Below are 15,590 nucleotides of genomic sequence, written 5' to 3'. Positions count from 1 at the left end.
AGGTACATCTTCTCAAGGACACCATATGGTGTCCTTTTTTTGTACTCTAATTCCGACAGAGAAAAGTGAGCTTTAGCACAGTTATAAACACCCACAAGATTAGTGCGCTTATCTATGATTCAAATCAAAACCAAACATACTACTAAAGGAGTAGCGTTATAAATAATCACGAAATGACACATTTATTAATAAATGCTTATGAATTTAAAAAAACGATATATTTTGCTCATTACCTGTGTGGGAATATTAATTGGTTGGCTGAGTTTTGGCGGCACTGCTGCAATTATGCACAAAACATCCAGCACCGAATTTTGTCTTTCCTGCCATACGATGCAGATCCCTTATGAGGAATATCAAGGCTCCATCCACTTTACGAACGCAAAAGGTATTCGCGCAGAATGTTCAGACTGCCATATACCAAGTGACCCACTCGATTACGTCATCACTAAAATCCGTGCTTCAAAAGATATCTATCACGAGTTTGTAACCGGCAAAATTGATGATGAAGATAAATATGAAGCACATCGTATGGAGATGGCAGAAACTGTTTGGGCGCAATTGCGTGCGAATGACTCAGCCACCTGTCGCTCATGTCACTCATTTGATGCAATGGATACCTACGAGCAATCTGAAGATGCCGCAAAAATGCACGAGTACGGTATTGCTAACAATCAAACATGTATTGACTGCCACAAGGGCGTCGCTCACTTCGCGCCTGAACCGGAGCTTGATACCGAAGCTTATAACCGTGTCGTTGCGCAAACGGATAACACATCAGCAGATGCAACGACGGTTTACTCCGTAGGGCCTATAGCTCTGCAAGAACTCGGCACCATCAATCCTGCTGTAGAAATGTCCGTGGTTAAACACACTGACACTACTCGCACAGTGGCGCTGTCAGGCTACCAAATGAAAGGGGCAGAACAAGTCCTATATATGGGCAAAGGGCAGCGAAACATCATCGCAACACTTTCAGACGCGGGTCAACAAGCACTGAACGTTGGCGAGTTCGAAGCAGACGAGTATGGAAATGAATGGCGCACTGCCACCCTCACCACCGACATTACTGAACCAGTATTAGGCAGTCCGGATGCATTGTGGGGCTATGCCGAAGAGCTAGACAATGTTTACTGCTCGACTTGCCACGCAAAAATCCCAGCGAACCACTTTACGGTCAATGCATGGGGACCGGTTGCAAAAGGTATGGGTGATCGCACCGATATCTCAGCTCTTGATTTAGAAATTCTCACTAAGTTCTTCCAAAACCACGCAAAAGACGTGGCTGGTCACTAAAAATAAGGAAAGCGTTATGACAGATATTACACGTCGTGGATTCCTCAAAGGTTCAAGTATGGCAGCAGGTGCGCTCGCTTTTACTTCCTTGACTCCCCTATCCGTTTCAGCAGCATCAAAACGAGGCTCAGGTGTTCTAACCGCAGGCCGCATGGGACCGATGCTTTGTGAAGTGGTTGATGGAAAGCTGATTTCCACTAAGAATGCGCTTGCTCAAACGGTACCAAATAGCTTGCAAACTACAGGTCCAGATCAGGTATACACTAAAGCTCGTATCAAATATCCAATGGTGCGCAAGGGGTATCTCGAAAACCCTGAAGCACCAGCAGGCGAACGTGGCAAAGACGAGTATGTTCGCGTGTCATGGGACGATGCCTACAAGCTGATTCACGAGCAGCATATGCGAATCCGTAAAGCTAATGGCGCAGAATCGGTATTTGCTGGTTCGTACGGTTGGCGTTCATCTGGTGTGCTTCACAAAGCGCAAACTCTACTACAACGTTATATGAGTTTGGCAGGTGGCTACTCAGGTCACCTAGGTGATTACTCTACTGGTGCCGCGCAAGTTATCATGCCTCACGTTATGGGCTCGATTGAGGTGTATGAGCAGCAAACTACACACCCAATGGTGCTAGAAAACAGTGACGTCGTTGTGCTTTGGGGTATGAACCCGCTGAACACCCTTAAGATCGCGTGGAGTTCAACGGACTGCTCAGGTTTGGAATTCTTCCACCAGCTTAAGAAGTCAGGCAAAACCATTATCGCTATCGACCCAATGCGCTCCGAAACCATTGATTTCTTTGAGAACAAAATCCAATGGATCGCGCCTCGCCCAATGACCGACGTTGCTATGCTCATGGGTATCGCACACACCTTGGTTAAGAAAGGTAAGCACGATAAAGCCTTCCTAGATAAGTACACCACTGGTTATGACCAATTCGAAGCTTACTTGTTAGGCAAAGAAGACGGTGTAGAGAAAACTTCAGAGTGGGCAGCGGACATCACAGGTGTTCCAGCTAAACAAATTGAGCTACTTGCTGACATCTTCAGCGACAATCGCACCATGCTTATGGCTGGCTGGGGTATTCAACGTCAACAATTTGGTGAGCAGCGTCACTGGATGATTGCTACATTGGCGGCAATGCTAGGTCAAATTGGTCTTCCTGGCGGTGGCTTCGGTTTCTCTTACCATTACTCAAACGGTGGTAACCCTACACGTGACGCTGGCGTTCTACCTGCAATTTCTGCTTCTATTGGTGGTGGTTCGTCTGCAGGTAATGACTGGGCCATTTCAGGCGCTGTGAATTCATTCCCAGTTGCTCGAATTGTTGAAGCTCTAGAAAACCCAGGAAAAGCTTACCAACACAACGGTCATGAAAAAGCCTTCCCGGACATTAAGATGATCTGGTGGGCTGGCGGTGCAAACTTTACCCACCATCAAGATACCAACCGTTTGATCAAAGCGTGGCAAAAACCTGAGCTCATTGTTATCTCTGAGATCTACTGGACCGCAGCCGCTAAACACGCTGACATCGTACTGCCTATCACCACCTCATTCGAGCGTAATGATATGACGATGACGGGTGACTACAGTAACCAGCATCTCGTACCAATGAAAAAAGTCGTTGAACCTCAAGGTGAAGCGCGTAATGACTTCGACGTGTTTGCTGATATGTCTGAGCTTATCAAAGCAGGTGGTCGCGATGTCTACACCGAAGGCAAATCTGAAATGGATTGGCTAAAAGGTTTCTATGAAGCGGCTCAAAAAGGTGGTCGTGCTGCACGCGTTCGTATGCCTAACTTTGGTAAGTTCTGGGATACTAATGAACTGATCGAAATGAAGTTCAATAAGAAAGTGGCTGGCTTTGTTCGCCACGCTGACTTTAGAAAAGATCCAGTGATGAACCCGCTTGGCACGCCAAGTGGCAAAATTGAGATCTATTCGAAAACCATTGAAGGCTATGGCTACGAAGATTGCCCAGCGCACCCTACTTGGATGGAACCAACCGAGTTCTTCGGCTCAGCTAAAGATGGCGAGCTACAGCTAATGACAGCGCACGCAGCTCACCGCCTACACAGTCAATTTAACTACGCCAAGCTTCGTGAAGAGTATGCAATCGCTAACCGCGAGCCGATTTCAATTAACACTGAAGATGCCAAGAAGTATGGTATCAAGTCTGGCGACCTGGTTCGTGCATATAATGACCGTGGCCAAGTACTAGTTGGAGCGCTGGTTACCGATGGCATCAAACAAGGTTCTGTTTGTATCCATGAGGGTGGCTGGCCTGACCTTGATCCTGAAACTGGCATGTGCCGAAATGGTGGTGCGAACGTGCTGACTAGCGATATTCCAACTTCACGTCTTGCTAACGGATGTGCAGCGAACTCTTCATTAGTCCGTATCGAGAAGTACACTGGCAAAGTACCGGGATTAATGGCATTCACTCCGCCAAAGAATGCGTAATGTAATTCGGTAAGCAAAACGGGAAACCTAAAGGTTTCCCGTTTTTTCATTGTATAAATATCACGTCAGTCGTTATTTAACCTGAACAATCGTAAACTGCTCTTCAGGCGCCACGATCTCTTCCTGAGCTGCAATAGTTTGTAGTTCCCATTCTTGACGGTTTTGCGTCTCTTTTAAAATGGCATAGCTGGCATTATTCGCGTGAGCAAAAGCTTGCTCGGCCGTCCAGCCCTTTAATAATCCAGCTGTGAATAACGCCGAGATCAAATCACCAACACCAACCGGTTGTTTTGTAAATGTCAGATGTGGACGTTGAGCAATAAAGCAGCCTTCTTGCGTTGCCAACATCATGGTAAATTTATCGTTAGAAATACTATGTAGGTGCTTCACCAGTACCATCTTAGGTCCCAATGTCAGTGCTTTCTGGCACGCCGCTACGGCATCTTCTAATGATTCAATATCCATCTGGGTGAACTGGCTGAGTTCAAACTGATTAGGAACGATAACGTCTGCCATTGGCATAACGTCATTAACTAAATACTCGGTGGTTCCTTGAGGGACAATACAACCTTTCTCCGGGTCACCCATCACTGGGTCACAGACATAAATAGCATCCGGGTTTCGCTGCTTCACTTTAGTGACGGCATCCTTAACTGCAAGACACTGCTCTGCACTACCTTGGTAACCAGACAACACCGCATTGCAGTCCTTTAGCTGACCAATATTGTCGATACCAGCGATAAGCTCTGAAATGTCTTCTGCCGAAAATGCTTTCCCTGTCCAACCTTGTTGATACTGAGTGTGGTTTGAAAACTGCACGGTGTGAATTGGCCAAACTTCAAAACCCATTCTCTGAAGTGGAAAAACCGCAGAGCTGTTGCCTGCGTGACCGTAAACCACATGCGATTGAATAGAGATAACACCTTTCATTGGAACTCCTGCACATTATTGTTCTGATTTAATTCATTGTATTTTCAATATGAGCGCCATCTTGTCAGCAAACAAGAGAAAGGTAATAAATTTCTTATCAGATATTCATAAGTTTCTTTAAACTGTATTGGAAACAAAAGCGTACACTTGTTTCTTCGTCTACGCTTTTTACATAGAATTGCTCCAAAAACGGTCTAACAATATTAAAAACCAAGGACTTTAGTTTGATTGAACACCACTTTCGCGACTTTGTTGCAGATAAATTAAACATCTATATGTCGACAGGCGAGCTCGATGGCGGAACGATGACACTCGTGTTAATCGTTATAAGCTTAGCCATTGCGCTGATATGTTTTATGGTTGCCCATCATGTGTTTGTACGTTTCTTTAATCATATTCTGCTCAAAACCAATAAGCCTCTGGCGGAATGCGTCACTAATAATCGTGTATTCGAAAAACTCTCTATTCTTACACCACTGTTAGTACTAAACATATTCATACCCATTGCCATCAGTCACTATGACATTCTATCGACAGTGATTGATCGAATCTTAGCCATTTTGATTTTGCTTGTGATTCTCTGGATGGTGTATTGCTTCTTAGATGCGGTGAACGATCTGGCAACTTACAAAGGCATCACGCGTCGCATGCCTATAAAGAGTTTTGTCCAACTGATTAAGCTGTTTACCTTCTTTATTGGCGTCATTGTTACTATTTCAATATTGGCCAATGAAGCGCCCGTAATCTTGTTCTCAGGGCTTGGGGTGGCGACTGGTTTTGTCATGCTGGTCTTCAAAGACACTATATTGGGGTTTGTAGCCGGTATTCAGCTTTCAGCTAACAGAATGGTGAGCCTCAATGACTGGATACAAATGGACTCTTATGGCGCCAACGGTACAGTAGAAGAGATCTCGCTCACTACCATTAAGGTTCGCAACTTCGATAATACCGTCAGCATGCTTCCTGCCTATGCATTAGTGCAAAATGCTTTCATTAACTGGCAAGGGATGTCTGATTCTGGAGGGCGTAGAATTACTCGCTCAGTCAATTTAGATGTAACCTCGATTCGGTTTGTTTCCAAAGAAGAAGTTGAAGAACTTACCAAACTTCGTTTATTGAGACAGTATATTTTTGAGAAGTCTAAAGAGATGGACGACTACAATCAGAGCTTGGAGCAAGATGACCTAGAAGCGAATCAACGCAAGTTCACCAACATCGGACTGTTTAGAGCTTATTTGAATGCCTACTTGCACGCGAACAAAGACATTCATCAATATATGTTGATTATGGTCAGACAACTTCAACCAACACCAGAAGGGATACCGCTACAGATCTACGGTTTCACTAACACTACCGATTGGGGACTCTATGAAGGCATTCAATCTGATCTTTTCGATCATATCTATGCCATCATGCCACTATTCGGACTGCGACCATTTCAACAGCTTACTAGCCATGATTTCACTGCCAGTAATAGCTCACACTCTTCAAAAATCTAACTTCAATTCTCTGGCCTGAGGCGTAACACGCCTCAGCATCAGCCGATAAAACTTTTATAAATCCCATATTATTTCGCATATAAGCCATTAAATTTTCTATCTAAATATATTGTTTATCGATTGGTAACTAGCTCATTATTTCGGCACTAATCACGCCTGTTATGCTTCCCTTCCAACAATAGTATTGGTAGTAAACACCTGCCTTTTGAGACGTTGCTTACTCGTAGGTTGCCAAGTTGAATACAATTAGATTCGACTTTTTTAGCGTCATAGTTTGCCCAATCACATTATAAGACGACGCTACAGGACGAAAGCCGTCGTTACATTCTCAGCCTCAAGGATGGTATAGACAATCGAAGTTAACTATGCACAACACTATTACCATTGATCCACTACAGTCGTTTTTGATCGCGATTATTGTCCTGTTTGTCGGTAACTTTCTTAAAAAAAGAGTCGCCTTTCTCGACAAATACAATATTCCAGAGCCAATCATAGGCGGCCTTATTGCCGCTATCTTAATTACGGTTCCACACCTAAGAGGTATCGCGATTGAATTTTCACTGCCGTTAAAAGATACCTTTATGATGTTGTTTTTCAGCACCGTAGGTTTGACAGCTAGTTACAAACAGCTTGCTAAAGGTGGTTTTAAAGTCTTTTTGTTTCTGTTTGTCGCAACGGTCTACATCATTATTCAAAATGGTGTAGGCGTAGCGCTAGCATCAGCGCTTGGCTTGAATCCACTTATGGGATTAATCGCTGGTTCAATCACGCTTTCTGGTGGGCATGGCACTGGGGCAGCATGGGCGGGCACGTTTACCGAACAATATGGCATTCAGAATACACTTGAGCTTGCTATGGCTTCCGCCACATTTGGTCTTATCATAGGTGGCATCATCGGTGGCCCAGTTGGGAACCGACTAGCAACCAAGAACAAGCTAAGTTCAGAGTTTGGCGTAAAGCATGATATTCACGCCTCACACCCAGAACTTATGACATACGACGAGGCTCAGCAAGACAAAGTCACCTCTAAAAGTATCGTTGAAGTGATTGGTCTGCTTATGATTTGCGTCGTAGGTGCTAAAACCCTCGGACCAATGATTAAGTCGCTTGGCATTCGGTGGCTTATGATCCCTGACTTTGTCTACGCACTCTTTATTGGGGTCATCATCACCAATCTATTTGAGGCAACAGGGATTAAACGTATCAATATGGAAACGGTTCATATATTAGGAACGACTTCTCTCAACTTCTTCTTGTCGATGGCCCTGATGAGTTTACAGCTTTGGGAGATATACAATCTCGCGGTACCGTTCCTGATAATTCTCACGGTTCAAACTATCGTAATGGCATTATTTGCGTATTTCGTGACGTTTCGAGTGATGGGAAAGAACTATGATGCTGCAGTTATCGCCAGTGGACATTGCGGTTTTGGGATGGGAGCTACACCGACTGCCGTGATGAATATGGGCTCAACAGTAAGCCGTTTTGGGCCATCACCAATGGCTTTCATGGTCGTACCTATTGTAGGCGCTTTCTTTATCGACTTAACCAACCTAATTATCATTCAAAGCTACATCTTCTTTATTGGTTGATTCCGCTCACGATAGGCCCAGAGCTTGGATAATCATCTCAGGCTCTTGGGTCTCTTCTATGTCGAACTGTCTACAACTGTTTTTCTATCATTTCAGTGATTTTGGCATCAGTAGGGGAAATACCTGAAGAGAATACACCAACCACCGCACCATTTTTGTCGATAAGATATTTGTAGAAATTCCACTTTGGGGAAACCCCGCTCTGCTTAGCTATTTCGGAAAACACCGGGTTGGCTTGCTGTCCTTTCACTGAACTGCGCGCCATCATTGGAAATGTGACGCCAAAATCGAGAAAGCAGACTTTCGCGGTATTCTCTTCGCTGCCACGATCTTGGTTGAAGTCGTTCGATGGGAAACCAACGACACTAAAGCCCTGGTCCTTAAATTGGTTATGAAGCTGTTCTAATTGCTCAAACTGTCCGGTAAAGCCACATTGACTCGCTGTATTAACCACCAAAAGTACTTTGCCCTGAAACTGCTCACAAAGATTGATATCATCCGTCGAGTTTAAGGCTCTTTGAGTTGAATTGAGTATCGTAGGACAAGAGGCTGCCAATGTCTCTTTCGCTAGCAAGCCAAAAAGTAACCCTATCACTAATGCTTTTAAAACCATGCTCATACTCACCTCCCTTAGACAATGATTTGTTTACGGGTAAGAGTAAGAATAGTTCATCGGCGACGATGCTCAAGAATTGAAATAATCACTTATTTGATGCATAAAAATTCAGCCACATAAAGTGGCTGAATTCCAATACGTTACACTGTAATGCGCTAACCTTAAGGCGGGCTTAGTTCATTTCACTTTAAAAGACTAAAGCGTTGCTCTGAATTGTTCTAACAACTCACGCTGTGCATCAGTCAGATTGGTTGGTGTTTCAACTTGAATCTTCACCAATAGATCGCCCGTTTCACCTTTACGGTTTGTTATGCCTTTGCCAGTCATCTTGAACTTGCGCCCAGTTTGCGTACCCGCAGGGATTTTAAGCTTAAAGCGACTGTCTAGCACATTCACTTCTACTTCACCGCCCAATGCAGCAGTGACCATATCAACCTTGGTATTGCAGATAAGATCATTTCCATCGCGATCTAAAAACGCATGTGACCTGGTTGCAATAACGAGCAGTAAATCACCCGCAGGCCCCCCATTGACACCTAATCCACCTTTACCTGAGTAGCGAATCTTTTCGCCATCTTTGATACCGGCAGGGATCTTTACGTTGATCTTTTTCTGTTCTCCATTGATTGGCAATTCGACCGTTTTTTCAGCCCCTTGAACCGCATCAATAAAGTCGACCGTCAGGGTATATTCTTGGTCTTGGCCTTTTTGCGCGCGCGGGCGCCCACGACCACCTCGAGCTTGTGAGAAGATATCCTCAAAGCCACCAAAGCCGCCGCCACCGAAGCTACCTCCGCCAAAACCGCCACCTCGTTGACGGAATGCGTCACCGAAGATGTCTTCGAACCCACCGCCGCCATGACCACCGTGACCGCCATGTCCACCAAAGCCACCACCTTCGAATGCCGCATGACCAAATTGGTCGTACTGACTACGTTTTTCTTTGTCCGTTAGAATTTCATAAGCTTCTTTTACTTCTTTGAAATTCGCTTCTGCCGTCGCATCTCCGGGATTTTTATCGGGGTGATATTTCATCGCCAACTTCTTGTAGGCTTTTTTAATATCTTTCTCTGAGGCTCCCTTGGAGACACCTAGCACGCTGTAATAATCTCGTTTTGACATGCTAAAACCTCACTCAATTTCTCACTCAAACGGAAAAAAGGGCGTATGAGTTCCCTCTTACGCCCTGAATACCGATAAGTTTATGTATTTATGAACATAACTCAACTTTTAATTGCTCGAAAACAATTATCTGTCGGTGGCGTTACTTCACTTCTTCGAAGTCAGCTTCAACCACATCGTCATCAACATTTGATTTAGCTTGAGCCTCACCATTTGCCGCTTGAGCTTTCTGTTGAGCGATTTCCATTAGCTTTTGAGCTGCAGCCATTAGCGCTTGTACTTTCGCGTCGATCGCTTCTTTGTCTTCACCGTTGCGAGCTTCTTCAAGCTCAGTGATCGCTGCTTCGATCTTCTCTTTCTCTTCTGCAGGTAGCGCTTCACCAGCTTCTTCTACTTGCTTACGAGTACTATGAATCACTTGGTCAGCTTGGTTACGTGCCGTTGCTAGCTCTTCGAACTTCTTGTCCGCTTCTTTGTTAGCTTCTGCTTCTTGAACCATTTTCTCAATGTCTGCATCGCTCAGGCCACCTGAAGCTTGGATAGTGATCTTCTGCTCTTTGCCAGTCGATTTATCTTTCGCAGAAACATTCAAGATACCATTGGCATCAATATCGAACGTCACTTCAATCTGTGGCAATCCACGTGGCGCAGGCTGAATACCCTCTAGGTTGAATTGACCTAGAGACTTGTTGTACATCGCTTGCTTACGCTCACCTTGAACAACGTGAATAGTCACCGCACTTTGGTTATCTTCTGCGGTTGAGAATACTTGATTCGCTTTAGTTGGAATCGTCGTGTTTTTCTCAACAAGCTTCGTCATGACGCCGCCCATAGTCTCGATACCTAGAGACAAAGGAGTAACGTCTAGTAGAAGTACGTCTTTAACATCACCAGCTAGTACACCACCTTGAACTGCAGCACCCATTGCTACTGCTTCATCTGGGTTCACGTCACGGCGAGCTTCTTTACCGAAGAACTCAGCCACTTTCGCTTGAACCATAGGCATACGCGTTTGGCCACCAACAAGAATGATATCGTTGATATCACCAACAGTTAACTCGGCATCCGCAAGTGCGGTTTTCAATGGCTCAATTGAACGCATCACGAGATCTTCAACTAGAGATTCTAGTTTCGCACGAGTCACTTTTACGTTCATGTGCTTAGGACCCGTTGCGTCAGCTGTTACATACGGTAGGTTCACATCAGTTTGAGAAGTAGAAGAAAGCTCGATCTTCGCTTTTTCTGCTGCTTCTTTAACACGCTGCATTGCTAGTGGATCGTTTTTAAGATCAATACCTTGCTCTTTCTTAAACTCATCAACCAAATAGTTGATTAGACGGTTGTCAAAGTCTTCACCACCAAGGTGTGTGTCACCATTAGTTGCAAGAACTTCAAAGGTTTGCTCGCCTTCGACTTCATCAATCTCAATGATAGAGATATCGAATGTACCACCACCAAGGTCATACACAGCGACGGTGCGGTCACCACCTTTCTTGTCTAGACCGTAAGCAAGTGCTGCTGCTGTTGGTTCATTGATGATACGTTTAACTTCTAGACCTGCGATACGACCAGCATCTTTAGTTGCTTGACGCTGTGCATCGTTAAAGTAAGCAGGAACTGTGATAACAGCGCCAGTTACTTCCTCACCAAGGAAATCTTCCGCAGTTTTCTTCATTTTCTTAAGTACTTCAGCAGATACTTGAGGAGCCGCCATTTGTTGGCCTTTTGCTTCTACCCACGCATCACCGTTGTCCGCCTTAACGATTTTGTAAGGCATGATTTCGATATCACGCTGAACTTCTTCGTCTTCAAAACGACGACCGATTAGACGCTTAATAGCAAATAGCGTGTTCTCTGGGTTTGTAACTGCTTGACGTTTTGCAGGTTGACCTACAAGCGTTTCGCCGTCTGTATAAGCGATAACCGATGCGGTTGTGCGCTCACCTTCAGCATTTTCGATTACGCGTGGTTTGTCGCCATCGAGCACTGCAACACATGAATTTGTTGTACCTAAATCAATACCAATAATTTTACTCATAATAATACCTCTCCTCTTCGCATTATTTTTTCTAATGCAAAGTATGTAATTCTATTCTTTATTTGAGTGCAAGTATTTCACTCTTGCACTCTAGATGTCGCTACACTGCATGTGTAGGCAGCAATACTTTTTAGATAAGGCTAGTGAGATCCAATTTCAAATCGAATTCTAAAATCGCCTTATCACATTTCACTTCTCAATGATTATTTGTTGATTGAGATTTTACGTGGCTGCATTGCTTCTGGAACTTCACGAACAAGATCAACGTGCAATAAACCATTTTCCATGCTTGCGGCCTTAACGGTTACGTAGTCAGCAAGTTGGAACTTACGTTCAAAGTTACGCTCTGCGATGCCTTGATAAACGTAGTTTGGTTTGGTTTCTACAGACTTAACTTCACCAGAAACGATAAGCATATTTTCGTTCTGAGTAAGAGTTAGTGCATCTTCAGAAAAGCCTGCAACAGCCATCGTTATACGATAGTTATTTTCGTCTTTCTGTTCGATATTGTATGGAGGGTATCCATTAGAAGATGGCTTTTTCGCGCTATTTTCCGCTAGGTTGAATAGGCGATCAAAACCAATGGCATGACGGTATAGGGGAGAAAAATCTACATTACGCATAATACTATCCTCATAAATAAGCAATAGTTCTTGATGTTTGATTCACCAAGACCGGAGACATACTCTGTTGCACCTCATGGCGCCTTAAGACATATGTTCCAAGTGTTAACAGGTTCAAGGAGCTTGTTGATATCGACTATTGCAACGTCAACGTCCTTTGATTACAGTTGCCTTTACTTCCCTAAATAGGCGAAGTAGACAACTTAGGAACTCCATTCGGCAGTTCGTGTAATCAATATATGCTTCCGAGACAAACCTGTCAACACTAATATTAGTTTTTTTTATTCTTCTTTCTCTTTGGGCAGTACCGCAACTGTGATCATATCTTTCAGAACGATTTGTTTCGCTAACTGTTGAACATCAGCCGCAGTCACCGCCGATACTAACTGTTTAAACGTCTGCTCATTAGCAAGGTTCTCGGGATAACTTGAAGCTTTGTACATCAGACCAAACCAAAAACCATTATTCTCGTAGCTCTGTTCAATACCATCAATCATAGGCGTCACTGCACGCTTAAGCTCATCATTCGATACACCCGTTTCCTGGATGTCTCTGATCAACTTACGATAGATATCAAACACGATATCGACATTATCAACTGTGGTATTGCTGTTCAAACTAAGATAACCGTAGTCCTTGTACAGTGGTGACTGTGACGAATCTACCCATGGTGAATACGCCTTACCCGTCTTTTCTCGAATAGCATCGTTGACGCGCAGCTGCAAAATAGAACGCAGTACCGCGAATCCAACCACTCGCTTATAATCGCGTCCATCAGGCAAAGAGAAGTAGCCCGATGCTAGTGCCGTGTTCTGTTCGCCTTGGTGATACAACGTGTAATGCTCGCCCACATTAAGCTGGATATCATCTCTTGGTCTAGGAACAAAGTCTTGTGCCTTGATATTTAATGCTCCAAACGTCTGAGCGACATAATCCACCGCCTGTTGTTGGGTGATATTACCCAGCAAAGACACTTCGATTGGACCTTGATTAACAGAGCGATCGACAAACTGCTTCAATGCGGTTAACGGTAGTTTGTCGATTACCTCCACTTTCGGGTACTCCCAGCGAGGGTCATATTGATACAACACCTTGCCAACATTAAAACCTAATACGCCCTCTGGAGTTGTCGGGTAACTGTCATAAACTGACTTGAGGCTCTGTACGGCAAGAGCATGACCGCTTAGTCTGTATCCAGGATGTGTCAAAAATGCCGCTGCCACTTTTAGTTGGTCTAGAGTATCTTGTGGTGGAACTCGGTAGTGACCTTCGATAGCATCATCAGTCAGGTAGTAACTGGCACCAATTTGTCGCCCTGAGAAAATTGACCGTAAATCGTTAATATCATGAGCTTCCAAGCCACCAGCGATGAAGGCAGAGTCAAACAAGGTAGCTAATGGGGCATCTTTCTTTGCAAGATCAAGCTTGCCTTTGCCCACTCGAACACTGATATAGACCGCATTGGATTCAAACTCAGTTGGTTTAACATTGAGATAAACGCCATTGTCGAATCGATATCGTGTCACATCTCCAAAGGCGGTTTTCTCGATTAGCTTGGCTGTCCCTGGTTGCCCAAAGTTCTGATACGCAAACTGTACTTTTTCTGCTTCTGCATATGGCTTAACTTGTGTCGATTCACTGTCTTCGTATGCCTCTAGTACCGTCTGGGCCGTAACCTTGGACTGGGGTTTGTCCATGACATAAATTCTTGGATGCTTATCGCTCCAATGCTTGTTGAATATTTGGCTATACGCAGAAATATCTTTCGGTAATACATCACTTTCGAATAATGACAATGCAAATTCATTGCTCGTTGATACCGCTTTATTGTTGATATCATTAACGACACCTGCTGCGTAGCTCGAACTCAGCGTATCTTTAGTTGCTTCAGCATCCAGCTTTAATAACGTGTGATATTTATCTAATTGGCGCTGAATTTCTTGTTTAGAAAACCCGTACTTAACCGCCTGCCTTAGGGATGATTCCAGCATATTAACCCCAGCCTGCCATTGGTCCGACTTTGTCGCGACACTCAGTTGATTACTCGTAACAACATCAAACTGATTGTAAGAGCCAACATAGGGAGATAACAGTTCGCCTTGGCTTGCGAAAGCGGTTGTCTCTAGACGGTATTGAAGCGCCTGATTAGCTACATAAAGCATGAACTCTTCAACTCGCTTGGCACGAGAATCAGGCGCTCGATTTATAGGCTCTAAGTAGTTAAATTCAACATGTGTCGTCACATTGCTATCTTTAAACACTCTTGCTTCGGCTGTGGTTGGAAACATCACTTGCTTGCTATAAGGAACAATGTCATGACCTTTGTTATCCCAGCTTGCAAATTGTTTCTCTACCATAGAGAACACAGATTGGACGTCAACATCTCCGGCAATAACTAGGGTTGTATGATTAGGCGTGTAATAGTTATGGTAGAACGCTTTTAATCTCGATTGATTAACTTCCTTCATTCCTTCTAACGTGCCAAGTGGAATACGATCGATAATATTCGCCCCTTGAAGTACATAGCTAGACCAATCTTTAAGTATTCTTAAATCTAAAGTTGTTCGTTCGCGAACTTCTGAAGAAATAACGGGTAACTCACGAGCAATAGCATCCTTATCTAGTGTTAATTCTGATGCCGTTTCTCTCATCAAAAACAAGGCCGTCGATAGCGTCTCTTTATCGTTTTTTGGCAGATCTAACATGTAAACCGTCTGCTTAAAGTTCGTTTCTGCGTTACTGTCCTTACCAAAAGACAGTCCGTGTCGCTCTAGAATCTGAATCATGTCGCCTTCAGGCACATTAGTAGAACCGTTAAACGCCATATGCTCTAAAAAGTGCGCAAGACCCGGTTGTTTGCCAGTTTCTTGTAGCGATCCCGCACCAACTCGCATTCGAATCGAAATCGCTTTTTTCGGTTTTACGTTCTGAATTACGACAACCCGCATACCATTGTCTAAGACTTTTACATGCAATTTCTCATTCAACGGCAAATCAGACTGTTCAAACCAAAGGGTTGCTTTATTATTCGGCGTCTCAACATGCGCATTGGTTGCATATGAGAATGATAGAAGGAGTAAGGTAACGATAAATACTGATGATTTCATCAGATAAGCTCGACCTAATTGAGGAAAAACCATATCAAAAATTCCCTGAAAGTTGGTGTTGTCACTTGGGCGTAACAATACACAGATAGTGTGTATAGTTTCTTATTGTATTAAAAACTAACCAATGTCTTTGTAATAGTCTGTAGTAGCGTGTTTCGCAATTACATTGTTGCGAGGCATATGTGACAAATCACCTATTTCATAATTTTTGATAAATCTTTACCCACTATGGTATGGATTGCATAAGAAAATTCTGCTCTTATGGAAAGGATTATTAACGACGTCATCAAGCCGGCGACAGAGTCG

The 15,590-nt window shown here is 43.9% G+C and carries 10 protein-coding genes; 4 read left to right on the top strand and 6 right to left on the bottom strand.

Translation table 11 applies throughout. The features are described from left to right. Window positions 1–198: 198 nt before the first annotated feature. Complete coding sequence (locus tag HW45_RS07945) at window positions 199–1,293, top strand: NapC/NirT family cytochrome c (protein WP_038227674.1); 1,095 nt, start codon at window positions 199–201, stop codon at window positions 1,291–1,293. Window positions 1,294–1,309: 16 nt separating this feature from the next. Further along, a complete protein-coding gene (locus tag HW45_RS07940; RefSeq protein WP_038226121.1) occupies window positions 1,310–3,757 on the top strand; it encodes a molybdopterin guanine dinucleotide-containing S/N-oxide reductase in 2,448 nt (815 codons plus the stop codon). A gap of 72 nt (window positions 3,758–3,829) precedes the next feature. Here HW45_RS07940 and pdxY read toward each other — a convergent pair whose 3' ends face one another. Beyond that, entirely contained in the window at window positions 3,830–4,687 is an 858-nt protein-coding gene (gene pdxY, locus HW45_RS07935) for a pyridoxal kinase PdxY (RefSeq protein WP_006069330.1), read from the bottom strand. 224 nt (window positions 4,688–4,911) lie between these two features. Between pdxY and HW45_RS07930 the strand changes: the two genes are divergently transcribed. Together HW45_RS07930 and gltS are read left to right on the top strand one after the other, a co-directional pair. After that, entirely contained in the window at window positions 4,912–6,186 is a 1,275-nt protein-coding gene (locus HW45_RS07930; protein ID WP_006069331.1) for a mechanosensitive ion channel family protein, read from the top strand. A 365-nt stretch (window positions 6,187–6,551) separates the two neighbouring features. Further along, the gene (gene gltS, locus HW45_RS07925) at window positions 6,552–7,778 is read left to right on the top strand and encodes a sodium/glutamate symporter (protein WP_038226120.1); all 1,227 of its coding nucleotides are present in this window, start codon (window positions 6,552–6,554) and stop codon (window positions 7,776–7,778) included. Window positions 7,779–7,848: 70 nt separating this feature from the next. Here the strand turns inward: gltS and HW45_RS07920 are convergent, their stop codons facing one another. The 5 genes from HW45_RS07920 to HW45_RS07900 all read right to left on the bottom strand — a co-directional run bounded on the left by HW45_RS07920 (window position 7,849) and on the right by HW45_RS07900 (window position 15,317). Then, window positions 7,849–8,391 carry a glutathione peroxidase gene (locus HW45_RS07920; protein ID WP_235225474.1) on the bottom strand — a complete coding sequence of 181 codons (543 nt, stop codon included), beginning with the start codon at window positions 8,389–8,391 and terminating at the stop codon, window positions 7,849–7,851. A gap of 198 nt (window positions 8,392–8,589) precedes the next feature. Beyond that, a complete protein-coding gene (locus tag HW45_RS07915) occupies window positions 8,590–9,516 on the bottom strand; it encodes a DnaJ C-terminal domain-containing protein (protein WP_038226117.1) in 927 nt (308 codons plus the stop codon). A gap of 142 nt (window positions 9,517–9,658) precedes the next feature. After that, window positions 9,659–11,554 (bottom strand): molecular chaperone DnaK, encoded by a 1,896-nt coding sequence (gene dnaK, locus HW45_RS07910; protein ID WP_038226115.1) that lies wholly within the window; start codon window positions 11,552–11,554, stop codon window positions 9,659–9,661. Between the two features lie 203 nt (window positions 11,555–11,757). Next, entirely contained in the window at window positions 11,758–12,177 is a 420-nt protein-coding gene (locus HW45_RS07905; RefSeq protein WP_031493751.1) for an Hsp20 family protein, read from the bottom strand. A gap of 281 nt (window positions 12,178–12,458) precedes the next feature. After that, window positions 12,459–15,317 carry a M16 family metallopeptidase gene (locus HW45_RS07900; protein ID WP_051867903.1) on the bottom strand — a complete coding sequence of 953 codons (2,859 nt, stop codon included), beginning with the start codon at window positions 15,315–15,317 and terminating at the stop codon, window positions 12,459–12,461. Window positions 15,318–15,590: the final 273 nt, after the last annotated feature.

The organism is Vibrio sp. ER1A (assembly GCF_000733315.1).
In the GTDB taxonomy this organism is placed as follows: Bacteria; Pseudomonadota; Gammaproteobacteria; order Enterobacterales; family Vibrionaceae; genus Vibrio; species Vibrio mediterranei.
This window is presented reverse-complemented; position numbering and strand designations above follow the sequence as displayed.

Coding starts and splice junctions, on each gene's coding strand:
- HW45_RS07945 (WP_038227674.1), top strand. CDS start 199: ATGAATTTAAAAAAACGATATATTTTGCTCATTACCTGTGTGGGAATA.
- HW45_RS07940 (WP_038226121.1), top strand. CDS start 1,310: ATGACAGATATTACACGTCGTGGATTCCTCAAAGGTTCAAGTATGGCA.
- pdxY (WP_006069330.1), bottom strand. CDS start 4,687: ATGAAAGGTGTTATCTCTATTCAATCGCATGTGGTTTACGGTCACGCA.
- gltS (WP_038226120.1), top strand. CDS start 6,552: ATGCACAACACTATTACCATTGATCCACTACAGTCGTTTTTGATCGCG.
- HW45_RS07920 (WP_235225474.1), bottom strand. CDS start 8,391: ATGGTTTTAAAAGCATTAGTGATAGGGTTACTTTTTGGCTTGCTAGCG.
- HW45_RS07915 (WP_038226117.1), bottom strand. CDS start 9,516: ATGTCAAAACGAGATTATTACAGCGTGCTAGGTGTCTCCAAGGGAGCC.
- dnaK (WP_038226115.1), bottom strand. CDS start 11,554: ATGAGTAAAATTATTGGTATTGATTTAGGTACAACAAATTCATGTGTT.
- HW45_RS07905 (WP_031493751.1), bottom strand. CDS start 12,177: ATGCGTAATGTAGATTTTTCTCCCCTATACCGTCATGCCATTGGTTTT.
- HW45_RS07900 (WP_051867903.1), bottom strand. CDS start 15,317: ATGGTTTTTCCTCAATTAGGTCGAGCTTATCTGATGAAATCATCAGTA.